This window comes from Candidatus Aquicultor secundus, assembly GCF_002791875.1.
In the GTDB taxonomy this organism is placed as follows: Bacteria; Actinomycetota; Aquicultoria; order Aquicultorales; family Aquicultoraceae; genus Aquicultor_A; species Aquicultor_A secundus.
Map to the genome: position 1 here is coordinate 1 of NZ_PFNG01000200.1, position 4456 is coordinate 4456.

Sequence of the window (4456 nt, forward strand, 5' to 3'; positions counted from 1 at the left end):
CAGCCAGGTAAACGATGGTTATTGGAATGACGACCACAAAATAGGAATAGTAAAAGAAAAGCCAATCTATACCTCTGTCAAAGACGGAGGCCAACTCAATGGTATTTTTGCCGAGAGGGTAGCTGCCGATGCTTCTTGTAGTACCCGCCGACAACAATCTCGCGGAAATTAGGAACGCCAACGACGAGAGCTAGTACTGCAATGATGGCACACCCCATAACCGACCGGTAAGTAATCTGCTTGGCGTTTGTTCTTAGCGCAAGGTAGCTGATTCCGCCAAACATCGCGATAGCGGCAAACACGGCTATATGCAGATAAGAGAGCGCTTCAAATGTGAACGAGCTTGAAAACCATGGCGTTATCACGGCAAGCAAACCGAGAACCAGGGTGGCGGTTGCAAACTGCACTCCTATTGCGGCAAGTACGGGTTTAATCTTTTCTTTTGAGAGCAGAAAAAGCGCGGGCACTACAGGGAGCAGCGTCATCGAAAGAACAAGGATGAGCGTAAGCGACATCATGATCGAGAGAGCTACGCACGCGCCTCCAAGGACGGCCAGGATCGCAAATTTCCAATTACGGCCCTCAGAATAATATCTTTTGGAGACGAGAAATAAGGCGAGAGCCGATGGTACAAGGAAGATATCTGCGGTGATATGGTCGATTGCCGCACTGCTTAAGAGTATGAAGAACGGATGAACCAGCGCAACAGCAGCCGTTGTTAACCCGACCTTTTTCCCGAACAGTTCTTTGGCGAGAAAATAGATGGGGATCGCCGCAGCCGTACCGAGGAGCACCACCAGCAACCCGGCCACTTCCTGGGGATTCAGGCTCAGGATTTTAGATACCGGCAGCGAGATAACCGCAAGTAAATAGGGCCAGATAGGTGGAATATCGGGCTTAAAACCCCAGGGATAGTTAGAATAGAAATCCATGCCGGTCGGCATCTTCGGAAAGTTATGGATAATCAGATCGAACAATCTGAGGTAGCTCGATGAGTCGGAATCTGCAGTCAACGTGAGGGTGGGATCGCCCGTCAAAATGGGCAAAATCTTGAATCGTAAAAACAGTGAAATAAGCGTCAAAGCTACAAAAGCTAAGATCAGATAGACGTTGTTTCGCGGACAGGCGGTACCACTCCGTTTTGAAGAATTCTTATTAACTTTGTCTTGAGTTGAATCCTCGAACTCCAAGGCCAGTCCCCGCATCTTAAGTGGCCAAAAATCTCTCTCTACAATACCATTGCGTCTAGACAATAGAAAGGCTTAGTAACTTCAAAGCCACGGATAGTGAATGTATTCAAAAAAACCTTTGTCAATAGTGGCGGGGATTCGTTTTTTTATCTAGAGTAGAGAGATAGATATGTTGCTAAGGGTTTTGGCTTATGTTAACCGGTATGTTTCGCGGGCGTTAGACATGATTCAGGAGGTTCAAGAATTGAAAGGTATTAAAAGAGGGCTGCCCGTCGAGTCCGCCGCGCCAAACAACTTCTTGATAACGAAAAAACAATGCAGATTATCGATGTGAGGGAGCCGGATGAGTTTGCGGCCGGTCATATCGAAGGGGCCCGGACAAGTGGCCGTATCCGCTGGTCAAGTAACCCTCAAAAGTTGATTCGGTTTTATTATTACGGAGGTTTTTATGGGTAAGATTTTTAAACAAGCCGTTATCTTTTTTGCCATTTTTGCAGTCATTGTCGTTGCGCTTATCTACTTCAACAAGGCAAGGGATACATCCACGCAAGATTATGGGGTTAGTGAGACCACTACATCCGAGGCGGCTCAGCAAAAAGATGCGTCTTCAGCAAACGCGCCTTCGACCGGCATAACCGTTGCCGGCACGGTTCCGGTAACCGCTAAGGCACAAGCGGTTATCGAAACAAATAAGGGAAGAATCGTTTTTAGCTTCTACACAGATAAAGCACCGAACACAGTGCAGAACTTCATAAAGCTCGCAAATTCCGGTTTCTACAACGGAATTAAATGGCACAGGGTCGAGCCGGGCTTTGTTATCCAGGGCGGAGACCCCTTAAGCAAAGACGGTGATCCGAATAACGATGGGCAAGGTGGGCCGGGCTACACGATTAAAGCGGAGTTTAATGACTTACACCACGCGGAGGGCACCGTGGCCATGGCCCGCTCCGACGACCCCGATAGCGCCGGCAGCCAGTTCTACATTTGCCTGGGCACCCTGCCCGATCTTGACGGCAAATACACTATATTCGGCCGGGTAACAGAGGGTATGGACGTCGTGAAAAGCATCCAGGTGGGCGATATCATGAAGCGGGTTTATATCGAGGACAAGAAATAAAGGGCCGCCGGAGCCATAAGCGACAGTCCTAGTAAAGCAGCCATTAAAACTCTAACCAATATAAGGGCACTAAATGGTTAAACCTGGTAAAACCTGGGTAGATATATAATGTAGGAGGTGAAGATAATGGCAATGAAGAAGATCGCTCCGCTGTGGACCATCATCTATGCTGTGCTTGTTGTAGCAATTATCTTGGCCTTGTTTCAAATTGTAGGAGTATTCGCACTTACTCCTGTTCTTGCAAATATCATTTACCTGTTAGCGATTTTTGCTGCTATCGTAACCGTTATTCACTTGGCCAGGCTGATATAGTCTAACGCGACTAACGCGTCTACCGCGGAGAAATAGGAGAGGGGGTTACGGCCTCCTCTCCTATAGTTTTAGCGATGATAGCGTTTCCAACCTATAACCCTGTTTATGACCCTGGCTGTCCTAAGAAAAGGCTCGACGCCTAAAATCTGCGTGGTTTGGAATAAATATAAAAGAGGATATCAAGGAGGATTATGATTAAGGTTGTCATTTTTGACGTTGACGGTACGCTTAGAGCCCCGGATCAACCGGTTGAGCTGGGTGTAGTCGCGAGGATGCACGGGCTTGTCGAATACGACGTGCAGGTTTCGCTCGTATCCGGCAAGGGCGCTGTATACCTTTTTGGCCTCGCCGAGGGCTTAGGCATCCCAAATCCGCTGGTCGGAGGCGAAAACGGTGCGGTTATATTTCGTCCCCAGGAAAAGATCGAAATCGTTTATCCCGTCTCCGAGGAGGCCCGCAAAAGCCTTGATTATATTAAAAGCGGCCTCTGGCATATGTTCAGGGACAATGTCTGGTTTCCACCGAATCAAACCGGTGTTACCGCGTTTGTAAAACCGGGCTTATCGGTTGAAGATGTGTACCGGCAGGCGGTCCGGTTTGTCGAAGACCACAGGCTTTTTGACCTCTATGTGCTCCCGCACTGGGACGCGGTCGATGTTATGCCGAGAGGCCTGGATAAAGCGGTGTTCGTAAGGTACCTAAACAGCATCGGCTACACAAGCGAGGAAATCGTGGCGGTAGGGGATGCGCTTAACGATATCCCGATGTTGCAAATCGCCGGCTCCTCAATCACGTTTGAAAGCTCCCTTCAACAGGTAAAAGACTCGGCGGATATCGCCGTTAAGGACATCTACGATGCGTTTGACCTGATAGAGGGCCTTATTGGTACGAAGCGCCGGAAAGCTGCATTGTAAACCGGATGTGTCCTACGCACTCTCATTTTCTCTGGGAGAGCGGAGGGGCGCACTACGCATTATTCCTGGCTTTCTTGCGTGAGTTCTCGTCCAGTAGTTTCTTGCGAATGCGAATCGCTTTGGGAGTAATCTCGACGAGTTCGTCGTCCTCGATAAATTCCAGCGCCTGCTCAAGGGTTAGCTCCTTATGAGGCGTAAGTCTCAGCGCGTCATCGGCTCCCGATGAACGCATGTTGGTAAGCTTCTTTTCTTTGATGGCATTAACCGTCAGATCGACGCCCTTGTTATTCTCACCGATAATCATGCCCTCGTAGACATCGATGTTTGGCGGGATAAAGATTTGACCGCGGTCCTGGAGGCCGTTGAGCGCATACTTTACCGCTTTACCGCCTTCATGGCAAATCAGCACGCCCTTATCGCGCGTCGGTATTTCGCCCTTGAAGTACTCATACTCGTAGAAGTTGCTATAAAGGGTGCCGGTGCCGCGCGTCATGGTCAGAAACTCGCTTCTAAACCCAATGAGCGAGCGGGAGGGGATAACGAACTCCATCCGCACGCTGCCCGAATCGGTCTCCTCAAAGTTTTTCATCTCGGCCTTGCGTTTGCCCATCTCCTCGATGACGTACCCATGGAAGTCCTTATCGACATCGATAACCAGATATTCTATCGGCTCGAGAAGCTTGCCGTCTACTTCTTTAAAGATAACCTTAGGTTTCGATACCTCGAGTTCATGACCCTCACGGCGCATGGTCTCGACCAGGATGGAGAGGTGCAGCTCGCCGCGACCTGAGACTTTCAGCATATCCTCGTTATCGATTTCCTCAACGCGAAGCCCGACGTTTACCTTGGCTTCCCGTAAAAGACGCTCGCGTATATGGCGGCTCGTTAAGAACTTACCGCCGTCTTTTCCGATGAATGGGCTG

5 protein-coding genes and 1 pseudogene are annotated in these 4456 nt (G+C 49.4%); 4 read left to right on the forward strand and 2 right to left on the reverse strand.

Going from position 1 to position 4456, the window contains the following annotated elements; translation table 11 throughout:
• Nucleotides 1–95: 95 nt before the first annotated feature.
• Nucleotides 96–1190: an STT3 domain-containing protein gene (locus tag COY37_RS08255; RefSeq protein WP_286977179.1), complete on the reverse strand. Its 1095-nt coding sequence runs from the start codon at nt 1188–1190 to the stop codon at nt 96–98.
• A gap of 297 nt (nt 1191–1487) precedes the next feature.
• Between COY37_RS08255 and COY37_RS11905 the strand changes: the two are divergent.
• The 4 genes and pseudogenes from COY37_RS11905 to COY37_RS08270 form a co-directional block, all read left to right on the forward strand.
• Nucleotides 1488–1646 (forward strand): annotated as a pseudogene (locus COY37_RS11905) (rhodanese-like domain-containing protein); the annotation flags it as partial.
• Nucleotides 1639–2307: a peptidylprolyl isomerase gene (locus COY37_RS08260; protein ID WP_286678985.1), complete on the forward strand. Its 669-nt coding sequence runs from the start codon at nt 1639–1641 to the stop codon at nt 2305–2307. The pseudogene COY37_RS11905 and the gene COY37_RS08260, both read left to right, overlap by 8 nt.
• Nucleotides 2308–2433: 126 nt before the next feature.
• A complete protein-coding gene (locus COY37_RS08265; protein WP_286678986.1) occupies nt 2434–2619 on the forward strand; it encodes a hypothetical protein in 186 nt (61 codons plus the stop codon).
• A gap of 191 nt (nt 2620–2810) precedes the next feature.
• Nucleotides 2811–3533, forward strand: a complete 723-nt coding sequence (locus tag COY37_RS08270) for an HAD family hydrolase (protein ID WP_286678987.1) — start codon at nt 2811–2813, stop codon at nt 3531–3533.
• Between the two features lie 52 nt (nt 3534–3585).
• On the opposite strand, the gene COY37_RS08275 is transcribed toward COY37_RS08270, so the two are convergent.
• A partial coding sequence (locus tag COY37_RS08275; RefSeq protein WP_502693752.1) for a large ribosomal subunit assembly factor BipA occupies nt 3586–4456 on the reverse strand: 871 nt, incomplete at its 5' end.

Excerpts from the sequence above, each read along its gene's own strand:
- COY37_RS08270 (WP_286678987.1), top strand. The coding sequence starts at position 2,811 with ATGATTAAGGTTGTCATTTTTGACGTTGACGGTACGCTTAGAGCCCCG.
- COY37_RS08265 (WP_286678986.1), top strand. The coding sequence starts at position 2,434 with ATGGCAATGAAGAAGATCGCTCCGCTGTGGACCATCATCTATGCTGTG.
- COY37_RS08260 (WP_286678985.1), top strand. The coding sequence starts at position 1,639 with ATGGGTAAGATTTTTAAACAAGCCGTTATCTTTTTTGCCATTTTTGCA.